At 43.7% G+C, this 18,078-nt stretch carries 23 protein-coding genes; 10 read left to right on the top strand and 13 right to left on the bottom strand.

The annotated features are described in order from the left end of the window. Positions 1-90: 90 nt before the first annotated feature. Genes dapF through ACO05V_RS06045 form a run of 3 tightly spaced genes read right to left on the bottom strand, consistent with a single transcriptional unit; the run spans position 91 to position 2,109 of the window. Positions 91-939, bottom strand: a complete 849-nt coding sequence (gene dapF / locus ACO05V_RS06055; protein WP_421848512.1) for a diaminopimelate epimerase — start codon at positions 937-939, stop codon at positions 91-93. A 28-nt stretch (positions 940-967) separates the two neighbouring features. Further along, positions 968-1,645, bottom strand: a complete 678-nt coding sequence (locus ACO05V_RS06050) for a GDSL-type esterase/lipase family protein (protein ID WP_421856888.1) — start codon at positions 1,643-1,645, stop codon at positions 968-970. Continuing rightward, positions 1,645-2,109, bottom strand: coding sequence for a GNAT family N-acetyltransferase (locus ACO05V_RS06045; RefSeq protein ID WP_421848510.1), 465 nt, complete (start codon positions 2,107-2,109; stop codon positions 1,645-1,647). The genes ACO05V_RS06050 and ACO05V_RS06045 overlap by 1 nt, the downstream gene beginning before the upstream one ends. Positions 2,110-2,239: 130 nt before the next feature. On the opposite strand from ACO05V_RS06045, the gene ACO05V_RS06040 reads away from it, so the two are divergent. Then, the gene (locus ACO05V_RS06040; RefSeq protein ID WP_421848508.1) at positions 2,240-3,007 is read left to right on the top strand and encodes an ElyC/SanA/YdcF family protein; all 768 of its coding nucleotides are present in this window, start codon (positions 2,240-2,242) and stop codon (positions 3,005-3,007) included. On the opposite strand, the gene ACO05V_RS06035 is transcribed toward ACO05V_RS06040, so the two are convergent. Continuing rightward, a complete protein-coding gene (locus ACO05V_RS06035; RefSeq protein ID WP_421848506.1) occupies positions 3,004-3,516 on the bottom strand; it encodes a DUF2202 domain-containing protein in 513 nt (170 codons plus the stop codon). The genes ACO05V_RS06040 and ACO05V_RS06035 overlap by 4 nt on opposite strands. A gap of 218 nt (positions 3,517-3,734) precedes the next feature. On the opposite strand from ACO05V_RS06035, the gene ACO05V_RS06030 reads away from it, so the two are divergent. Continuing rightward, a complete protein-coding gene (locus tag ACO05V_RS06030; protein WP_421848504.1) occupies positions 3,735-3,929 on the top strand; it encodes a hypothetical protein in 195 nt (64 codons plus the stop codon). A gap of 76 nt (positions 3,930-4,005) precedes the next feature. Here the strand turns inward: ACO05V_RS06030 and dhiA are convergent, their stop codons facing one another. The 5 genes from dhiA to ACO05V_RS06005 form a co-directional block, all read right to left on the bottom strand. Then, entirely contained in the window at positions 4,006-4,539 is a 534-nt protein-coding gene (gene dhiA / locus ACO05V_RS06025) for a type II toxin-antitoxin system antitoxin DhiA (protein WP_421848502.1), read from the bottom strand. Then, complete coding sequence (gene dhiT / locus ACO05V_RS06020; RefSeq protein ID WP_421848500.1) at positions 4,533-4,802, bottom strand: type II toxin-antitoxin system toxin DhiT; 270 nt, start codon at positions 4,800-4,802, stop codon at positions 4,533-4,535. Before dhiT ends, dhiA begins: the two co-directional genes overlap by 7 nt. Positions 4,803-4,941: 139 nt before the next feature. Continuing rightward, on the bottom strand, positions 4,942-5,604 hold the full coding sequence (locus ACO05V_RS06015; RefSeq protein WP_421848498.1) for an anthranilate synthase component II: 663 nt from the start codon (positions 5,602-5,604) through the stop codon (positions 4,942-4,944). 7 nt (positions 5,605-5,611) lie between these two features. Continuing rightward, entirely contained in the window at positions 5,612-7,027 is a 1,416-nt protein-coding gene (locus ACO05V_RS06010; protein WP_421848496.1) for an anthranilate synthase component I family protein, read from the bottom strand. Further along, positions 7,024-7,254, bottom strand: a complete 231-nt coding sequence (locus ACO05V_RS06005) for a Trp family transcriptional regulator (RefSeq protein ID WP_100636463.1) — start codon at positions 7,252-7,254, stop codon at positions 7,024-7,026. The genes ACO05V_RS06010 and ACO05V_RS06005 overlap by 4 nt, the downstream gene beginning before the upstream one ends. Positions 7,255-7,388: 134 nt before the next feature. Here ACO05V_RS06005 and ACO05V_RS06000 point away from each other — a divergent pair, with 134 nt between their 5' ends. Continuing rightward, on the top strand, positions 7,389-7,628 hold the full coding sequence (locus ACO05V_RS06000) for a helix-turn-helix domain-containing protein (RefSeq protein ID WP_421848494.1): 240 nt from the start codon (positions 7,389-7,391) through the stop codon (positions 7,626-7,628). 293 nt (positions 7,629-7,921) lie between these two features. Here ACO05V_RS06000 and fabA read toward each other — a convergent pair whose 3' ends face one another. Then, positions 7,922-8,413, bottom strand: coding sequence for a bifunctional 3-hydroxydecanoyl-ACP dehydratase/trans-2-decenoyl-ACP isomerase (gene fabA, locus ACO05V_RS05995; protein WP_421848492.1), 492 nt, complete (start codon positions 8,411-8,413; stop codon positions 7,922-7,924). Positions 8,414-8,460: 47 nt separating this feature from the next. Then, on the bottom strand, positions 8,461-9,282 hold the full coding sequence (locus tag ACO05V_RS05990; protein ID WP_421848490.1) for a helix-turn-helix domain-containing protein: 822 nt from the start codon (positions 9,280-9,282) through the stop codon (positions 8,461-8,463). 425 nt (positions 9,283-9,707) lie between these two features. On the opposite strand from ACO05V_RS05990, the gene ACO05V_RS05985 reads away from it, so the two are divergent. Together ACO05V_RS05985 and ACO05V_RS05980 are read left to right on the top strand one after the other, a co-directional pair. Further along, the gene (locus ACO05V_RS05985) at positions 9,708-10,292 is read left to right on the top strand and encodes a hypothetical protein (RefSeq protein WP_421848488.1); all 585 of its coding nucleotides are present in this window, start codon (positions 9,708-9,710) and stop codon (positions 10,290-10,292) included. Between the two features lie 101 nt (positions 10,293-10,393). Then, positions 10,394-10,777, top strand: a complete 384-nt coding sequence (locus tag ACO05V_RS05980) for a hypothetical protein (RefSeq protein ID WP_421848486.1) — start codon at positions 10,394-10,396, stop codon at positions 10,775-10,777. Positions 10,778-10,789: 12 nt separating this feature from the next. Here the strand turns inward: ACO05V_RS05980 and feoB are convergent, their stop codons facing one another. Both feoB and ACO05V_RS05970 read right to left on the bottom strand, forming a co-directional pair. After that, entirely contained in the window at positions 10,790-12,859 is a 2,070-nt protein-coding gene (gene feoB, locus ACO05V_RS05975; protein WP_421848484.1) for a ferrous iron transport protein B, read from the bottom strand. A gap of 31 nt (positions 12,860-12,890) precedes the next feature. Further along, the gene (locus tag ACO05V_RS05970; protein WP_421848482.1) at positions 12,891-13,115 is read right to left on the bottom strand and encodes a FeoA family protein; all 225 of its coding nucleotides are present in this window, start codon (positions 13,113-13,115) and stop codon (positions 12,891-12,893) included. A gap of 266 nt (positions 13,116-13,381) precedes the next feature. On the opposite strand from ACO05V_RS05970, the gene cysP reads away from it, so the two are divergent. The 5 genes from cysP to hxpB all read left to right on the top strand — a co-directional run bounded on the left by cysP (position 13,382) and on the right by hxpB (position 18,072). Further along, complete coding sequence (cysP, locus tag ACO05V_RS05965; RefSeq protein WP_421848480.1) at positions 13,382-14,395, top strand: thiosulfate ABC transporter substrate-binding protein CysP; 1,014 nt, start codon at positions 13,382-13,384, stop codon at positions 14,393-14,395. A 113-nt stretch (positions 14,396-14,508) separates the two neighbouring features. Continuing rightward, positions 14,509-15,369, top strand: coding sequence for a sulfate/thiosulfate ABC transporter permease CysT (cysT, locus tag ACO05V_RS05960; protein WP_421848478.1), 861 nt, complete (start codon positions 14,509-14,511; stop codon positions 15,367-15,369). Positions 15,370-15,378: 9 nt separating this feature from the next. Beyond that, positions 15,379-16,260: a sulfate ABC transporter permease subunit CysW gene (gene cysW, locus ACO05V_RS05955; RefSeq protein WP_421848476.1), complete on the top strand. Its 882-nt coding sequence runs from the start codon at positions 15,379-15,381 to the stop codon at positions 16,258-16,260. Further along, on the top strand, positions 16,257-17,378 hold the full coding sequence (locus ACO05V_RS05950; RefSeq protein ID WP_421848474.1) for a sulfate/molybdate ABC transporter ATP-binding protein: 1,122 nt from the start codon (positions 16,257-16,259) through the stop codon (positions 17,376-17,378). The genes cysW and ACO05V_RS05950 overlap by 4 nt, the downstream gene beginning before the upstream one ends. Before the next feature lie 28 nt (positions 17,379-17,406). Further along, positions 17,407-18,072 carry a hexitol phosphatase HxpB gene (hxpB, locus tag ACO05V_RS05945; protein WP_421848472.1) on the top strand — a complete coding sequence of 222 codons (666 nt, stop codon included), beginning with the start codon at positions 17,407-17,409 and terminating at the stop codon, positions 18,070-18,072. The last annotated feature ends 6 nt before the right edge of the window (positions 18,073-18,078 follow it).

Here is an 18,078-nt window from a genome sequence, read left to right as displayed (position 1 = left end):
AAAGGCTAAAAAGCCCGCGACAGGTCTTGCCGCAAGCACCCACTCTACTCTGTTATGAGGTGAAAGGCTCTCAATCTAATAGCTTAGATTCTAGTGGAACAGCTGAGACAGGCACTCATTAGAAATACTGCCATGACAAACAGATGTCACGCCACCGCTCATACTGACCCGAAAATCGTCGCTAATTTCAATATCGATCTGGCCGCCCGGCATCATCACCTTAATAGACGCGTCACATAAACCTAACTTATACGCCACTGCGGCGGCGGCGCAACTGCTACTGCCAGACGCTAAAGTATAGCCTGCGCCACGCTCCCAGATTTCGATCAAAATATGATTACGGTCAATCACTTGCATAAACTGTACATTGGTTCGATTCGGGAAGTTGGGATGCGTTTCAATCAAAGGACCGAACTCTTTTGCCATGGTTTCGGTTGGCGACTCGGTTAAAATCACACAATGCGGGTTGCCAATCGTAACAGCGCTGTAGATGTGATTCAGGCTCATGACATTGAGGTTTTCTAATAGAACTTCACGAGGTTCACCCCAAACAGGAATATCTTGGCTAAGAAAAGATACTTTACCCATTTCCACATCCACTCGCTGACCATTGTCAGACACTTGCGCTTTGACCACACCACCTTTGGTTTCAAGGGTAAAAGAATTGTCTTTCACCAAACCTTGATCCCATAAAGCACGACAAAATATCCGCAAACCATTACCGCTCTTCTCGGCTTCGCTGGCATCGGGATTAAACATACGTAAACCGAAGTCCGCCACATTAGAAGAAAATGGACCAATCAACACACCATCTGACGCCACACCATAATGTTTGTGGCAGATATTTTTAATGATCAAAGCGGCAGGCTCATCAGGAAACGCATCTGGCGATACCACTAAATACACATTGCCGAGTGCATGATACTTACGAAAATCCATTGCTCTTTTTTTCTCCTATTACTAGATATTAAGGTGCCATCAACTCAACAATATAAGGTTCTATTGCATCAGCAAAAATTTGATACTGACTAGCGTTGGGGTGTAAAAAATCACTCATGATATTACTGGTTAAACGACCTTTTTCATCCAGAAACACCTGATTTATATCGTGGAAAAATACCTTTTCATCATCTGCGTAAGTACGAATGATCTGATTCACTTCGTTATTCAACATACGTAGTTTCTGCGTTGGTTTCGCACTACGAGGGAAAATAGCCAAGAGCAGAATTTTTGTCAGCGGTAACTTTTCAGCCAATACAGACAAAATCTGCTTAATACCCAACGCCGTATCTTCCGCTTTATCCATGCGATGACCGGCGTTATTGGTTCCAATTAATAAAACCAATAACTTAGGCTGAATATTATCGACTTCCCCATGAGCCAGTCGCCATAAAACATTCTCGGTTTTATCGCCATTAAAACCCAAGTTCAACGCATGTCTTGGTTGATAAAAAGTCTGCCAAACATCGGCGCCTTCTTTCTCCCAAGCTTGTGTGATGGAATCCCCAAGAAACACCAAATCCACTTTTTCCATGGCATCTTTTTCAGCCAGCTTTTCTTCATGGCGAGGCATCCACCAAATGGTGTCTTGTGGCATGGCCTTGATAGATAAAGGTTCTGTTGGTAATTGCTTTACTGCTTTCATCACAAATCACACCCTAGAAAATGCGTTCCAGGAATTGGGTTGTAACTCACTGGATCGCAAGGCTCAAACCCCAAACGCACATACAAGCGCCTAGCAACCTCAAAGTCAGCCAACACATCAAGACACATGCGTTGATAGCCATTTTGCTTTGCGCATTCCATTAACTTAGTCACCAATCTCTCACCTAATTGATGACCACGTTCCGTGGGACGAATATAAACTCGTTTCATTTCGCAAATTTGCGCATCAACCCGACGAAAAGCGCCACAACCAACGACTACGTTGTCTTTCCAGATAAGCAAAACCACGCCATTAGGAGGCGAGTATTTACCGTCCAAAGCAACAAACTCTTGTTCATTCTGCTGATAGTCCAAGCTTACTGGTGCCGACGCAATATACTCACGGAAGATAGCCAAGACACTGTCATTGTCTTGTGGAAATTCGGCAGGGCGAGTAGAAAACATGTTGTGTCCTTACGTTGAAAACCTGATAAGCAAAATAATACCGACAAACCAACCTGAAAAACAAAACTTAACCAAATTCTTTTAAGCTTTAAGACAAAGCCATACTCCTTTATGATCTCTGCATTCTAAAATGACACGATTAAAGAGATATAACACTTTGGGCATTGTTCTATTTTACCTCAAGAAAACCATCGGCATGATGCTAATGCCAATCCCTCTCACTTTGCTAGCTATGTGTCTCGCATTTTTACTGATGAAGAAATGGCCCAAAATCGCCAAGTTTTTCTTGTTGTGCGGCATCTTAATGCTGGGACTCACTAGCTGGAACCCGGTTGCCAATACATTGATTGCGACGGTAGAACACGACTATCCTGTGTTTGATATTCAGCAACCGGTTGATGTGGTTATCGTCCTCGGTAGTGGTCACAAAGATCTGAGTAATACACCCACCGTCATGGCGCTTGGCAACAGCGCACTGTTCAGACTTGAGGAAGGTTTGCGCATTTTAAAAGCCAACCCAAACGCGCAATTATTTGTTTCGGGGTATTCTGTTGGTATGACAGAGCCTCATGCAGAAGTCATGCGTAGAGCAGCCATCGAGCTGGGGGTAGAACCCGATCGGGTTAAAGCCTTCCCTCTCGCAAAAGACACAGAAGAGGAAGCTAATAGTATGAAACCTTACCTAAAAGGAAAAAAAGCTGCCTTGGTAACCGAAGCGTCACACCTAAAACGTGCGTCTATTTTTTTCGAAAAAGTGGGTATAAACATCATCCCAGCGCCGGCCATGTATTTAGGATCAGAAAAAAGTGACTGGCAAATCGACGCCACCGGAGCCTACAAAAGCCAACGCGCCTTTTACGAATGGCTTGGACGCGCTTGGCAGTGGATTAAGGGCTAAAACTTATTTTGCCACTTTTGAAACGCTGCCAGATGATTCTCTGAAGCATCATGTAAGCGAACAAACACGTCTCTCACATCACTTGGTAAATCTTGCTTCAAAAAGCGTTCATACATTTCAATATTGGCGACTTCTGCAGCAACACCAACAGAAAACGTCTCAATGTATCTCGCAGGCATCACCGCGCTTTCCACGCCACGATCTACTGGCAAGACAAAACCATAACGCTCAAACAAAGGCTCTAACCATGAAATATGTCTTTCTTCTGCTTTAATAATATTGGTAAAAGGTTTCTGCCCACCAAAAGTACGAATCACCTTTTGGTACTCTCCCCGAGCTAGATATTCATCTTCCAAGGCATAGCTCAGCATAGACTCCAACGTCAGTATGCTATCAGCTTCATTCTGCGCGCCAGCAGCGCCATAGCCTTCAGCCGCAGCAATAGACGGAAAAAAAACAACCACCCAAGAGACAAGTACACCACTTAAGCATAATTTAACGCTCTTCATTTCGCTCTCCTATCCAGCAATAATGCCAGTGCAACAACAAATATTAGTAAATACTAATATATAAATTAAAGCACAGATAATCAGTTACTCCAGCAATAGAAGAGGATTTATTGATATAGATCGTTAAATGAATGGAAAAATGATTCAGTAGAGTTGATTGTTATACGTCATGTCTCCTACTAGCATTTATACGACAAAGGACCTTATAAGGCTAAAGAATGAACTCTATAATTACATACGAAGTTGATGAAAAAGATAACCAAATATCTCATGATGCTTGGTTAACACAGCAAGTAAACGCCGCTTTCGAGAATATGGAAAACGGCCTTGCTGTATTTGTGTCGAACGAAGAAGCCAATTCTAAAATGACAGAATTTAAAGCTAAAGTCCGCGCTAAAAATAAGCTGTACTAACTCAATCTGAACTGCTGATCGTCGCTTTCAACAACGTGAAAGACGACATTGCTGTATTTGTCTCGAACTAAACCATCTAATGCGAAACAATGGTCGAGTTTGGCAACGATTCCCCAACTCTCTCTTTGGCGATTTCAATAACGGCATGGGCAAGCTGTACCAAGGTCGCAAAATTAGGCTTGGTTTCCGGTTTAAGAGATCGATAAGCACTGGTTCGGCTTTTAATGCCCGCTCTTGCGATGACGACACCGTGTCCGAATAACTCAACATAGGAACGAATAGCGGCTTGCAAAATGTCTGGGCGACCTTCTTTCATAGAATCCCATGAAGCCTGCTTGATCACTTCTTCCATTTGTTCAACATCAAATCGTATGCATAAGGTCTGATAGGCACCTTTTGTAATGCCGCGTAATATGCTCGCAGTAAGCTCATTACCATTCCAATTCAACGCACCGTCTGCAGCTAAAGCGAAGCGTTTAAAATCTTTCACGTTAGCAAATGGCGGTCTTGAAAAGTAGTCAGACAAGTCTGCTTGGCCTTCAAAACCATCACTAAAGGTTAAAGCCAAGGTGTGCTCTTTAACCCAATCTACATCAATAATTTTTAACATAAATCCTCCAACTTCCCCGGGTTCTCACCTTTCACAGCTTTATTCCACATCTGCATGAGTTGATATCTATACATGGTTATATGAGCTTCGGCACGTTTACGCTGCTTACTGGGCAAATAACCTTCTAAGCATTCACTAGTTTCAATCGCAATAATCAATTCATAATCACCATATTTCACATGTAAGTGAGGTAACTTGTGCTGTTGATTATCAAAAAAGTATAAGCAAAACGATAATCCTAATAACGCGTCGATTTCAGGCATCCTTACCCCTCGATATTTATATAGATAAAACTATAGATCAGTCTCTCAAAAGAGACAACATTATTTTACAAACAAAAAAGCAGCGACCATTGCTGGGCGCTGCTTTTTAATATTTCAAAGATACTGAACTTCTAATTAATCAAACCTGAAATAAGAAGTTTTTGATCAGGTCTTTGCCACCTTCAGTGGCAAAGGATTCTGGGTGAAACTGAATGCCTTGGATCGGGTATTCTTTATGACGAACACCCATCAGTTCAAACTTGCCACCTTTGTGAACCGTGGCAATGTCTTTGAAGTCCGCTTCTTTTAGCTCTCCAACAGAAGCCGTCACTTCCAACACATCTGGGAAGCTTTCAGCCTCGGCAATAAGCGAGTGATAACGCATGACTTCTAGTTGGTCTGGAATGTCATGAAAAATACCTTCACCGTTGTGAGTAATCGGGCTGGTTTTACCGTGCATTGGCAATGGTGCTTTAACCACTTTGCCGCCAAATACATGACAAATCCCCTGCATCCCCAAGCAAACGCCCATCAATGGAATGGTTTTGCCGAATTCCAAAATCACGTCAGCACAGACACCAAAGTACGCCTTGTCGTCTGGCGAACCTGGTCCTGGGGAAATAATAATGCGATCTGGCGCGGCGGCACGAATGTCGTCTAATGTCACTTCGTCGTTACGTTTTACGATCACTTCAAACGCGTCGATCTCGCCACGGCTTTTTTCGGTTTCTAACACTTCACCAATAAACTGATACAGGTTGTAAGTGAAGGAGTCGTAGTTATCGATAATATAAACTTTCATGCTTCCCTTACTCCTGATTAGCTTTTGGCGCGAAACTATCTAGCACGCGTTTAGTGCCGGCAAATTTACGTTGAATCTCTTCGTATTCGTCTTCGGCATTGGAATCATACACATTGCCGCCACAGGTTTGCACATAGGCTTTGTTGCCATTGGCAAACACGGTACGAATCGGAATCGCAAACATACAATCGCCATTAAAAGAGAACTGACCAACAGCGCCACCATAAGGACCACGACCATCGTTTTCCAAATCGTCGATGATCTTCATCGCTTCGATCTTCGGTGCGCCAGTCAAGGTTCCTGCTGGGAAGTTGCTAGCTAAAGCGGAGAACATGTCATGATCTTCGGCCATGATGCCGACAATTTCACTAGAAATGTGCTGAACATGACTGAAACGTTTAATGTCCATCAAACTACGAACTTTCACTGTACCGAAGCGCGCCACACGGCCAATGTCGTTACGATGCAAATCGACAATCATATTGTGCTCGGCGATTTCTTTTGGATCATTCAACAAAGCACGTGCAAAGGCGGTGTCTTCTGCTGCGTCTTTACCGCGCTTGGCCGTGCCTGCTAATGGGAAGGTTTCCATTTCCCCTTGGCGCACGCGGAACAAGGATTCAGGGCTAGCGCCAATGACTTTTTGCTCAACAAATTTAATGTAATACATTTGTGGGGATGGATTCACTACACGTAATTGCTCGTACAAATTGATAGTGTCGCCTTCAAGGTCAAACCACTTTTTAAAGCCCACTTCACACTGGAAGACCTTCCCTTCGATGATGTCTTGTTTCACCTTGGCAACGGCATCCGCGTGATCGGTTTTGCTCATCGACTCGCCCGCAGGACGAACCACAAATGGGCCGTTTTCAGGCGTCGGTTCCGCCATCATGCTGTTCACTAAATCCACACGATTCCCTGTGGAATCGTCGTCGTAATAGAAGTAGAAAACCTCGCCTGTCATCTTGTCCAGAATCAGACCATCTTTGTACAAACCAAAACGAAACGCGTCGAACATCTCGCTCGATTGCAGATCCAACGTTGGCTCAAAATAGTTCATGCTGTCATAACCGATATAACCCGTTAAACCACCAGCATAACCACGCGATAAAATGTTCTGCGGCACGATATCGCGCAGCAAATAATAAGGGTTATCCGATTCGAAAGATTCCGTGCTGCCATCACGTTCTTGGATAAATAGCTGCTTACCTTCAGCCCAGATTAATTTTTCAGGATCAAAACCAATAATCGAGTGGCGAGAAATGTAACTTTCTTCACCCAGGGATTCCAACATAAAACAGTTGTCAAAACGCTTCTCGACCTTTTTAAACAGATCAAAAAAATCGCATGCAGAACTGATGGTGACGTACTTAGGTTTACGCGGCAGCGTGATGCGCTGCGGCTTTTTGTTATATGAACTCATATCTCTTTTAATTCCTTCAATGCTCGGGAGCCACGGGTCACAGTGGCAATACCCACACCTAATTGTTTCGCAATGTCGCGCTGCGGCACACCTTGCTCCAACAGAGAGAAAATCTGTAATCTGTGTTGCATCTCGTTGATTTCATTCGGAGTTAGCAAGGCTTTTAAGCGCTTCTCCAACACCGCTTCATCACCGGCTTCGGTTAAAAACTGGACCAAGTCCTTCATAGGATTCGACTCTCACAAGGAGGTTTGTATTCGCGTACTAGTACAATAATGCGTTTTGTTTTTTTTAGCAACTGCATAGAGTGATAAAAATTAGAATGGAGGTTATCATTTAGGATAATAAGAGAGGGGAATTGATGAGCATACAACACTTAAAACAACAGGCATTGAGCAACACAGAGGTTCGTGCGGAATATGATCAGCTTGAAAGTGAGTTCGCGTTTATCGATCAATTGCTTTCTATGCGCGCCCAAGCAGGACTAACCCAAGAACAACTCGCAAAACGCATGCACACCCAGAAAAGCAATATCAGCAGATTAGAACGCGGCAATGCCAACCCAAGCTGGTCTACTTTGTTGAAATACGCCCACGCTTGAGGTTTTAAGCTCAGCTTAACACCGCAAAAAATGTCGCATGACGCTTAAAAAATCATCAAATTTGACAAAAAACACCAGCATTAAGTTTAAAGCTAGCACTCACAAGGATTATTAAAAATGAACTTCTATAAAGACTTAAAAAAAACAAGCTGTCGTCATCCACAATGAGCGACAACTTGCTGAGGAAGTGAAAATAGCAGAGCAACAGTTTACTGAAGGCAAAGGCGTTTCAAGCCAAGAGGCGCGAGAAAAAATGATTAGAAACCTCAATACTAAATACCAGCGCACTTAACCTAGTTTTTTATTAATCCAACCTTCAAATCCGTTGCTTCATAAATCACTTCACCATTAAGCAGAACAAAACCGTCCGCAATGCCCATTCCCAGAGGTTTTTTGATGATGCGTTTGATGTGCACTTGGTATTCAATGCCTGTCGCATCAGGATAAATCTGTCCGGTAAAGCGAACTTTCCCAACACCTAACGCACGACCTTTCCCGGGCAAGCCTGACCAACCTAAAAACACACCCAACAGTTGCCAAAGTGCATCTAACCCTAAACATCCCGGCATGACAGGATCACCTTTAAAATGGCAGGCAAAAAACCAATGATCAGTCTGAATTGCCAAACTCGCCTTTAATAGGCCTTTATTGTATTTACCTCCAATAGAATCAATGTGAGTAATTTCATCAATCATCAGCATTTGATCACTAGGCAATTGCGCGTTGCCCTCTCCAAAGAAACGCCCTTCTGACATAGCAATAATATCAGCTTTAGAAAACGTCATATTCACCTCATACTTTAAAAATCAGTTTTAGCGAGTATGGGCTTGGCTTAAGGTTGAGGCTTGTAAAAATTGGACATGAATTGCTGGGAGATAGGAGAAAGCAACTTTACATTGTGCTGAGCCGTGGTTTTCAGAATATGCGACTGATCATAAAACCCGAGATCTAATCCATGATGAAGATACGAATTACCACCTTGAGAGCAGCGCTTTAAAAAATAATTAATACGAATAGTCTGAGCAAATGCCTTGCTAGTAAGTCCAGTATGCAACAAAAACTGCCGATTCAAATGACGGTGACTCCAACCTACTTCGCTCGATAATTGCGCCATACTAATACCACCATGCTCTCGATAGAGAATGTTAAGAGCGTGTTTCAATTTATCAGGGAAAGATATCGATTGAGTATGCTTTATCAGCATTTTTTCGCAATACTTAACTCGATCATTAAAAGACGCTTTCTCATACAAGTTTTCTTGTAAGGATAAGAAGACGCTGTTTTCTAAAAAATCCATTCTTGTCAATTGGTTAGTAGATTCTGAAACATCCACATCAAAGAAACTCCGTAGCTTTCCTGGCTGAAACCAAATGCCAAAATAGGGCCCTCCTCCAGCGTTTAGAGGGATATCTAAAATAGAGGATTGAGTACCTCCGAATGATTCAGAGCAGATAGAGAAAAAAAGCATGTTGGTGCCATCAGGCACAATGGGATACATAGTAGAAAAGCGAGTATTCACTTCAACAAAAGCGTAAACATCGTCTGATAATCCCAAACAAGGTTTATGAACTTGTACACTCAACCCCAATTGCTCCTGCCCAACATTCGTCAACGTCGGCTGAAAAGGTTGATAAAGTGCCTGATATGATTCCAAAGAAGATCCTATGACTACTACTATTCAAAGCTTACGACAAATAAAACCATAAAAAGACGGCCTAAGCTAAACCTGAATTAAGTGGCTCATTGCTTGGACTAACAACACATTCCCTCTCTTGCACGATAAAACGTCGCTTTCACCGTCAAAGTGACGTTTTATCACTTTCTCGATTGTCTAACGATTAAGTAACTTGTACTTTTTTACGTATCAAATAATTTATCAAAGTCCAAAAGGCCTACTCATGACATTCATCAAAGCCAAAGATTTCACTGCAGATCGCGCTTGGGGCGTTTAAGATATTGCTAACTAAGTTCTCGACTATTGCGTATGAGTCATAATATGCTACTTTACACAAAACGCAGCATATAACGCTATTTCAATTCACCAATCAGAAAATATTCTATCGCTATAGAAACTTATCTATGAAGAAGTACATAAACTACAATAAACAAGAACGGTATATTTTATTTTTAATTTTGAGTATTTTTTTATTTATGCTCATATTAATACATAGTGAAGGTTTACCTTATCAGCATTCTGAATTTATAGGTGAATATTTATTTCCTTTGGCCTCGATTATCACTTTCTTTTTAATAATTGTCGCTTCTATTTTCATAAAAGGCACTGAGGATAACCCTGCTGGACTCGTTGCCTTGGCAAAACTTTATAGAAATGGTGAATATCGTACTTTTTTAAAAACCTTATCTGCATTAACTCTATTTAGCATTATGTTCGGATACTTTGTATTTTCTATTGCCGCCCATATCCCAGCTATACCAACTAGAATAATAGTTCATGACACTTCTGAGAGTAATGCTATATGTATTACAACTGGTAGAACTAGAATAAAAGGTTCATGGTCTTTATTTAGACTAAACAGTGGAGAAGAATGGAAAATTTCCGGCTTCGGACATATATGCCCTAAAAATGAGAAGCAATGCCGCCTTACGTATAGTGAAGGTACTTTAGGTTATTACGTTCGTAACATTGTATGCTCAGACAATTAATTATCCACTATCAAGTTAAAAAATCATTTTCCTGTAATAAAACCGTGTTGGTTACGTCTAATACCTAGAAAATTATTTGCATAGGTTATAAGGAAAAAGTAATGGGTATTGTTGTCACGGTTTTTATGTTGTTTATTCTTTTTATGTCGGTTTCTAACCCGTTGCGGATTTGGTTGCAGAAACGCCAAGGCGTATTTGCCTTGTGGGCGTTATTGGCTGGCGTGTGGAATTTTGCGTGGTATGGTTCGCAGCATCTTGGCTTATTTTGGGGAAACGCGGCGTTTATTTCTGGCTTACTGATGATATTTACCAGCATCCCTTTGCTCAAAACAGACACATGGCCGACCGCGTTAAGGCAGGTTGTGCTGTCCATTCAATCCTATCGAGCCAAGCTCCCCCGTGTGTTTGATTACTTAGCGCTGTTGGCACTTGCTGTCTGTGCAGCGCTTTATTCTTATACTCTGATCAAGCTCAACCTTCGCTAATAAAAAGCTAAGTTAGCCTATGGCGATGATGTTGCTCTCAACTCTCGGCTTCACGCATACTTTTAATCCAATAATAAAAAGGATTAAGCAGGCGGCAGCGATCCCCATGGTGATCATCGAACGGAGTGGATGGTCACCAAAGGTTAAAAATTGAAAGCTAAACACTGCAGCAACATAAGCTACCGTCGTACTCCACGCAATTACCACGCTGGACCACAGCATTCCACCTTCTTTTACTAAGGCGCCAATGGTCGCGGCACAAGGTGTATAAAGCAGTACAAAGACCAGATACGAAAACGCGCCTTTCCAACCTTCGAATAAAGACACCATGTTGCGATGACCTGGCGTCATGGTTTGGCTCTTGGCTTCGCTAACACTGGTCAAACCTAGCGGATCGGTTAATGTTGTGACGATGCCAGCAAGATTGCTGCCTAATAAAGTCACAGCGCCAACAAGATTATCCACTGGCGATTCGTACTTAACGTTGCTCGGCTCATTGTCGGCATTGGAGTACAAGGCATCCATAGTGCCAACCACGGCTTCTTTCGCCAAGATACCAGTAAACACACCAACGGCCGCAGGCCAATTGTTGTCTCCCATACCAATCGGCGAAAACACTGGCGTGATGACTTGGCCGATTTCAGCCAAGGTGGAAGGCTTACCGCCTTCGTCTGCAGCGCGCCAAGATGGCACTGAATTCAAAATAGTTAGAATCGCTGAAACAAGCACTATGGTCTTGCCAGCGCGCAGAATAAAGCTGCGCACTTTATGCCAACTCGACAAACCGACATTGCTCCAACGTGGACGATGATAATGGGGCATTTCCATCAAGACGCTAACGCGTGTATTGCGAAACAGCTGTTTTCTGAAAATCCATGCCGTACCTACCGCCATGATGATGCCAAACAAATACAATCCGAACACCAGCAACCCGCCGTACTCGCGGAAGAATACCGACACAAACATCACATAAACGGCCAAACGCGCACCACAAGACATAAAAGGCGCCATCGCCATGGTCAACATGCGTTGTCGAACATTGGTCAAACTGCGTGTTGCCATAATGGACGGCACATTACAGCCAAATCCTAATAACAAAGGAATAAACGCCTGACCGGGCAAACCAATCGACGACATAATGCGATCAACAATAAACGCCGCTCGCGCCATGTATCCACTGTCTTCCAAGATACTTAAACATAAATAGAGGAAGCCAATGACAGGGATAAAACTCGCCACCAGCTGAATACCGCCGCCCAAGCCATTTACCAGCACAACAATGATCCACTGAGGAATCCCAAACTGCGTGAACCAGTAGCTTGGAAAAGTCACAAACCAATAACCAGCAAACGTATCGATAGGATCGATAAACAAGGTGCCAACACCAATCGCCACCGCAAACATAGCGTACATAGCAAACAAAAAGATCGGGATGCCAAACCAAGGATGCAGCACGATTTGGTCTATTCTGTCGGTAAAATTTTTCGCCTGTACTCGTCCTGTGGTTACGTTAGACAACCAAGCCGCTACACTGGGAACACTTGCTACTTGAAGGGCATCGCCTTGTGGTGTTGTACGCTGATCAGTTGGTAGAGCGTGAAAATGCGCCAATAATTGGCTTTGTAGATCCGTTACCGACAACTGATGACCATCAACTACTGGCACTCCGATGTTCCTCGATAAGACTTCAAGATCTGGCATGACATTCAGCTTGCGAGCCAAATCGGTCATGGTAAGCACAATCACCATCGGACGGCCCAAGGCGACCAGTTCTTGCGTCAATTTGAGGTTACGTTTTAAGTTGGTGGCATCGACTACATTAACGATAACATCGTAATCGTTCTCAGTTAAAAAACGTCTCGCGATGACTTCATCCATGCCGCCAGTCTGGTTATTCAAACTGTAAATGCCTGGCAAGTCGGTCATATCTACACGTTGCTCCGAGCTAGTGAAAAATCCAGTTTTACAATCCACTGTAACGCCGGCCCAATTGCCTACTTTTTGCCGAGTTCCTGCCAGCTTATTAAATAAAGTCGTTTTCCCTGTATTTGGATTACCGACCAAAGTGATGTGGAATGTCATGCTTGTGGTGATCTCTTGTTGAAGCTAAACGCTAATCGCAAAGGTGAATATGGTTTGCGTCATCAGAATGAATGGCGACTAAAGTAGAGCCGACCTTTATTTGCAAAGAATGACCAAATGGCGCTTTCGTCATCAGCTGCACAGTTTCACCGGGATCAAAACCTAATGCTAAAAGCTGGCGCTGCATGTCTTCTTGAGGATGTGAAACAGAATGAATGGTAGCAACATGGCCTTTTAACAACTCAGACAACACCATAAACGCTCCAATGAACTGATAATAATTATTGATACACAATATATTATCACTAAGATCTTGTAAGAATAACCTGACAAATAAGAACAAAAATAAGAAAAGAGGCATTTTACGACTTGCTCAATGATTTATAACAAAACCCAAAAAAAACTTGGTAGAAAAGCTCTTATACTTATTCCATAAAAGTTTATGAGACACGGTTGTAATAACTAAATCTTTTAAGTAACCTCTCACTTAATGAAATATTAAGCTTCCCAGATGAGGTCACTATGAAATCTAAGCCACGCTTTTTAAAATCTATTATTGGCACATTATTGTTGAGCGGCGCCGTTCAAGCGTCGGCTGCAGATCAAACGATTCTGAACACTTCTTACGATATTGCTCGTGAGTTGTTCGCGACTTACAACCCAACGTTTGAAAAACATTGGTTAGAAAAACCCGGCAAAACCATCGAGATTAAACAGTCTCATGCGGGTTCTTCAAAACAAGCCAATGCCATCATGAACGGCTTGTCTGCCGATGTCGTGACTTTCAACCAAGTAACTGACGTGCAAGTACTGCATGACAAAGGCAAACTCATTCCTGCTGACTGGAAAGACCAATTCCCAAATGCAAGTTCACCTTATTACTCAACGATTGCTTTCCTAGTCCGTAAAGGCAATCCAAAAAATATTAAAAGCTGGGGCGATCTAGCAGGTAATGATGTTGCATTGGTGTTCCCAAACCCTAAAACATCTGGCAACGGTCGTTACACTTTCCTAGCGGCTTACGGTTACGCACAAAAAACCTTTGGTAAAGACAACGAAACTAAGATCGACGATTTCCTAGGTACTTTCCTGAAAAACGTCTCTGTATTTGATACTGGCGGCCGTGGCGCGACTACGACTTTCGTTGAGCGTGGCATCGGTGATGTGTTGATTACGTTCGAATCAGAAGTAAACAATATTCGTAACCAATACGGCGCAGATAAATACGAAGTGGTTGTACCAAAAACCTCTATCTTGGCTGAATTCCCAGTAGCCGTTGTTGAGAAAAACGCGAAGAAAAACGGCACTGAAGCAGTGTCTCGCGAATACCTAAGCTACTTGTACAGCGAAGAATCTCAGCGTTTGTTAACTGGTTTTAACTACCGCGTACACAACGATGTTGTAAAAGCAGAATTCGCTGATAAGTTCCCTGAAGTGAACTTGTTAACCGTCGAAAATATTGCTGGCGGCTGGCCACAAGCGACTAAAGAATTATTCACAAATGGTGGTAAACTAGACAAACTTCAGCGTCGCTAATATCAGAATAGATAACAACTAGCCGGATACGCTTGCGTGTCCGGCTTTTCTGTCTCTAAAGCAACTAGCGACTTTATTGAAATACTCTTGTTAAGACCATAATAGGCAAACACATGGCAACACATTTAAGCGCGGCCGCAACCAGACCTCGCCATAAGCGAGTCTTGCCCGGACTCAGTTTAAGCTTGGGAACCTCCCTGCTGTTTATCAGTTTAATTTTACTACTCCCAATGAGCGGACTGGTTATGCAATCGGTCGACATGGGCTGGGACAGATATTGGCAAGTGATCAGCGATGAACGTGTGGTTGCCAGTTATAAGGTAACTCTGTGGGCAGCCTTGATCGCCTCTATTTTTAATGGCTTTTTTGGTCTTTTGCTGGCTTGGGTATTAGTGCGCTATGAATTCCCCGGACGCCGTATTTTAGACGCGTTAGTGGATTTACCATTTGCGTTGCCAACTGCAGTTGCGGGTATCACCTTGGCGACTTTGTACGCTCAAAATGGTTGGTATGGTGAAATACTCGAAAGCCTAGGACTCAAGGTAGCTTACACACCTTGGGGTATCGTGCTTGCCATGGCATTTACCAGTATTCCTTTTGTGGTCAGAACGGTTCAGCCCGTTTTAGAAGAACTGTCTCCTGAAGAGAAAGAAGCAGGAATGACGTTAGGCGCGTCCGATTGGTCGGTGTTTCGTCGGGTGATTTTTCCGGCCTTGTGGCCAGCATTAATGACCGGCATCGCCTTGTCATTTACTCGCAGTTTAGGTGAATTCGGCGCGGTCATCTTTATCGCGGGCAACATGCCTTACGTCAGCGAGATTACGTCTTTGATGATATTCGTTAGCCTACAAGAGTTCGATTTCCCTGCCGCCAGCGCCATTGCGTCTGTTGTGTTGATGGCGTCGCTGATTCTCTTGTTCGCCATTAACATCTGGCAGGCACGTTATTTACGTCGTCTTCACGGACGCAGTTAGGAAGCTTATATGTCATCGTCTAAACATTCATCGAACCAACTTAGAGTCGGCGACAACCCATTGGTGAAATGGTTGCTCATTGGTCTTACGCTGTTTTTGACCGCAATTTTGTTGGTTGTGCCGCTGATTGCCATCTTCCAACAAGCCTTTATGGAAGGCGCTGCACATTACTTTAACAGCTTGCTCGAAGCGGATACCTTGCACGCTATTGGATTAACGCTTGTGGTTGCCGCGTTAACCGTGCCAATTAACTTGGTCTTCGGCGTCATGCTCGCATGGGCTGTGACGCGCTTTGAATTCCCTGGTCGAAAAATCCTAATGACCTTGATGGACATCCCCTTTGCGGTTTCACCAGTGGTCGCAGGCCTGTTGTATCTATTGTTGTACGGCAATAACGGCTGGATTGGCTCTTGGCTGTATGATCAAGACATCCAGTTGATGTTCGCTTGGCCGGGTATTGTCATGGTGACGGTATTTGTGACCTGTCCGTTTGTAGCACGTGAATTGATTCCCCTGATGCAACAACAAGGTCGAGAAGATGAAGAAGCGGCAGTGATTCTGGGCGCTTCTGGCTGGCAATTATTCCGCCGCGTTACCTTACCAAATATCAAATGGGCGCTGATTTACGGCGTTATCCTCACCAATGCTCGCGCTGTGGGTGAATTTGGTGCCGTGTCTGTAGTGTCCGGCAACATTCGCGGTGAAACTAATACTTTGCCGCTGCATGTTCAGTTGCAATATGAGGATTACCAAGCCGCTGCCGCTTTTGCCAGCGCCTCGCTATTGGCGATGATTGCCCTACTTACCTTGTTGTTGAAAGCCTTCATCGAATGGCGTCAGGAACGTAGTATAAAAATTGAAGCTGAAAAAGAAAGACAGGTGACACAATGAGTATTTTGATTGAAAACATTTCCAAACACTTTGGGCATTTTCAAGCCTTGTCACCTTTGTCATTAGATATCAACGAAGGTGAAATGATTGGCTTGCTTGGACCATCCGGTTCAGGAAAAACCACCCTATTACGCATTATCGCCGGTCTCGAAGGCGCAGACACAGGTCGTATTCAATTTGGCGACCGAGACGTGACCAACTTGCACGTTCGTGATCGTCGCGTCGGTTTTGTATTCCAAAACTACGCCTTGTTCCGCCACATGACAGTAGCTGACAACGTGGCGTTTGGACTAGAAGTCTTGCCTCGTAAAGAGCGCCCGAGCGCGACAGAAATCAAAACTCGCGTGATGCATTTATTGGAAATGGTACAGCTTGAACATCTTGCTAACCGTTTCCCATCTCAGCTTTCTGGTGGCCAGAAACAACGTATTGCCTTGGCTCGTGCTTTAGCAACGCAGCCGGAAGTCTTACTGTTAGACGAACCCTTCGGCGCCTTGGATGCCAAAGTGCGCAAAGAGCTGCGCCGTTGGTTACGTGGTTTACACGATGAGCTAGGCTTTACCAGCGTATTTGTGACCCATGACCAAGAAGAAGCCTTGGAATTGTCGGATCGCGTTGTCGTCATGAGCAATGGACACATTGAACAAATCGATAAGCCAGGTGCGCTTTATGCGTCACCAAACAGCCGGTTTGTATTTGATTTCCTTGGCAACGCCAATGTCTTCGATGGCAAAGTGGAAAACGGTAAATGGCATAACCAACAAGCCAGCATTGTCTTGCCACACTCTGTTATTGAACAAGAAAGCGCAGAACAAAAAGACGGTCAGCTGTACATTCGTTCCCACGAGTTTTTTGTCTCAAGAGAGGCGACACCTCAAGCCAACTTGCCACTTCGCGTGATTGCCATCAACCCGATTGGCGCCGAAGTTCGTCTAGAACTGACTCCGATTGATTGGCAAAGCAACGACGTCTGGGAAATAGACCTACCTCACAAAGCCTTCGACAAAAACTGCTTTGAGAAAGGCCAAACCTTATACGTGACGCCAAAAGCCGGTTACTTCTTCGCCCATGATGCACAACAACCTGTGCTGTTGAATTGGGAAACAAGCAAAGCTTAATTCCTCACAAATAATAGAGCAGCAGACGATGATGCAAGCAGTGATTTTTGACATGGATGGATTACTGATTGATTCCGAGCCGTTCTGGAAACAAGCGGAGTTCGATGTATTTTCATCGGTTGGCGTTGAGATTACGGCGGACTTAACTGTGCTTACCGCAGCCATGACAACAAGAGAAGTCACTGAATTTTGGTATGCAAAACAGCCTTGGTATGATGCTTCTCTTGAGGAAGTCGAGGATCGTGTCGTTGAGCGAGTCAAATATTTGATCGAGACTCAAGGGCAAGCCATGCATGGCGTTCATGACCTACTCGACTCGCTACAACAAGCCAAGGTAAAAATTGGCCTTGCCACCAATTCACCAAAAGACATTATTCCCAGTGTGTTACAACGCCTTAATATTGCCGACTATTTTATGGCTTACAGTTCAGCCGATGAAGTAAGTCAAGGCAAACCCGCTCCTGATGTTTACCAGCTAACACTGGAAAAGCTTGGTATTGAAGCTCACCAATGCATTGCTTTTGAAGATTCACTCGGCGGAATAAAAGCCGCCTTGGCCGCAGGTATTAAAGCCATTGCCGTGCCGCATACAGACGAATTCGACCATGAAAAGTTTGATATAGCGCCACTAAAGCTAAAAACCTTAGCGGACTTTATCCAACTCCTAGAAAAACCACGCTTTACAATGGAGTAGCAATTG

Source organism: Marinomonas sp. (genome assembly GCF_965225885.1).
In the GTDB taxonomy this organism is placed as follows: domain Bacteria; phylum Pseudomonadota; class Gammaproteobacteria; order Pseudomonadales; family Marinomonadaceae; genus Marinomonas.
Note: the sequence above shows the minus strand (reverse complement) of the source record. Positions and strands in the feature narration are given on the sequence as shown.

Excerpts from the sequence above, each read along its gene's own strand:
- hxpB (WP_421848472.1), top strand. The coding sequence starts at position 17,407 with ATGATGCAAGCAGTGATTTTTGACATGGATGGATTACTGATTGATTCC.
- fabA (WP_421848492.1), bottom strand. The coding sequence starts at position 8,413 with ATGACGTTTTCTAAAGCTGATATTATTGCTATGTCAGAAGGGCGTTTC.
- cysW (WP_421848476.1), top strand. The coding sequence starts at position 15,379 with ATGTCATCGTCTAAACATTCATCGAACCAACTTAGAGTCGGCGACAAC.
- feoB (WP_421848484.1), bottom strand. The coding sequence starts at position 12,859 with ATGACATTCCACATCACTTTGGTCGGTAATCCAAATACAGGGAAAACG.
- ACO05V_RS05950 (WP_421848474.1), top strand. The coding sequence starts at position 16,257 with ATGAGTATTTTGATTGAAAACATTTCCAAACACTTTGGGCATTTTCAA.
- cysP (WP_421848480.1), top strand. The coding sequence starts at position 13,382 with ATGAAATCTAAGCCACGCTTTTTAAAATCTATTATTGGCACATTATTG.
- ACO05V_RS06000 (WP_421848494.1), top strand. The coding sequence starts at position 7,389 with ATGAGCATACAACACTTAAAACAACAGGCATTGAGCAACACAGAGGTT.
- ACO05V_RS06035 (WP_421848506.1), bottom strand. The coding sequence starts at position 3,516 with ATGAAGAGCGTTAAATTATGCTTAAGTGGTGTACTTGTCTCTTGGGTG.
- cysT (WP_421848478.1), top strand. The coding sequence starts at position 14,509 with ATGGCAACACATTTAAGCGCGGCCGCAACCAGACCTCGCCATAAGCGA.
- ACO05V_RS06010 (WP_421848496.1), bottom strand. The coding sequence starts at position 7,027 with ATGAGTTCATATAACAAAAAGCCGCAGCGCATCACGCTGCCGCGTAAA.
- ACO05V_RS05985 (WP_421848488.1), top strand. The coding sequence starts at position 9,708 with ATGAAGAAGTACATAAACTACAATAAACAAGAACGGTATATTTTATTT.
- ACO05V_RS05980 (WP_421848486.1), top strand. The coding sequence starts at position 10,394 with ATGGGTATTGTTGTCACGGTTTTTATGTTGTTTATTCTTTTTATGTCG.
- dhiA (WP_421848502.1), bottom strand. The coding sequence starts at position 4,539 with ATGTTAAAAATTATTGATGTAGATTGGGTTAAAGAGCACACCTTGGCT.
- dapF (WP_421848512.1), bottom strand. The coding sequence starts at position 939 with ATGGATTTTCGTAAGTATCATGCACTCGGCAATGTGTATTTAGTGGTA.
- ACO05V_RS06005 (WP_100636463.1), bottom strand. The coding sequence starts at position 7,254 with ATGAAGGACTTGGTCCAGTTTTTAACCGAAGCCGGTGATGAAGCGGTG.
- ACO05V_RS06040 (WP_421848508.1), top strand. The coding sequence starts at position 2,240 with ATGACACGATTAAAGAGATATAACACTTTGGGCATTGTTCTATTTTAC.
- ACO05V_RS05970 (WP_421848482.1), bottom strand. The coding sequence starts at position 13,115 with ATGGTGTTGTCTGAGTTGTTAAAAGGCCATGTTGCTACCATTCATTCT.
- ACO05V_RS06050 (WP_421856888.1), bottom strand. The coding sequence starts at position 1,645 with ATGAAAGCAGTAAAGCAATTACCAACAGAACCTTTATCTATCAAGGCC.
- ACO05V_RS06030 (WP_421848504.1), top strand. The coding sequence starts at position 3,735 with ATGAACTCTATAATTACATACGAAGTTGATGAAAAAGATAACCAAATA.
- ACO05V_RS06045 (WP_421848510.1), bottom strand. The coding sequence starts at position 2,109 with ATGTTTTCTACTCGCCCTGCCGAATTTCCACAAGACAATGACAGTGTC.
- ACO05V_RS06015 (WP_421848498.1), bottom strand. The coding sequence starts at position 5,604 with ATGAAAGTTTATATTATCGATAACTACGACTCCTTCACTTACAACCTG.
- dhiT (WP_421848500.1), bottom strand. The coding sequence starts at position 4,802 with ATGCCTGAAATCGACGCGTTATTAGGATTATCGTTTTGCTTATACTTT.